The organism is Streptomyces sp. NPDC059477 (assembly GCF_042749375.1).
In the GTDB taxonomy this organism is placed as follows: Bacteria; Actinomycetota; Actinomycetes; order Streptomycetales; family Streptomycetaceae; genus Streptomyces.
In genome coordinates this window covers 1-394 of record NZ_JBHYUG010000101.1, presented here as the reverse complement: position 1 = coordinate 394, position 394 = coordinate 1, and positions in this window count along the sequence as shown.

Below are 394 nucleotides of genomic sequence, written 5' to 3'. Positions count from 1 at the left end.
TTCTTGTGCGGTGTCCCACCCCCAGGCCCACCCCCGGGCCCCCCCCGCCCCACACTGCGGGGGGGGCCCGCCCGGTCGGGTTTTGGTGTGGATTTCCGTTCGCGTCGGCCGTCCCGGAGCGATTGCAGTAGTTTGCGCAAATATTTGCACAGAGTGGGCGCGGGGAGTGTGGCCCGGAGTGGCCGCGCCGGGTGTGCCGGGGGCGGGCGGGCCGCGAGGGTTCCTATATCACCAGGCCAGCGGGATCTGTGTATGTGTTGTGATGTGTTGTGTCAATAAGTCTGTACGGAACCTGCACATGTCAGACGTTGCAAATGTCATCAGGAGCGTGCTGGCAAAACGGCACAACGCGGGGAGGGGCGGCGTGGGAGTTTTAGTCACACCCCCCCCCCCC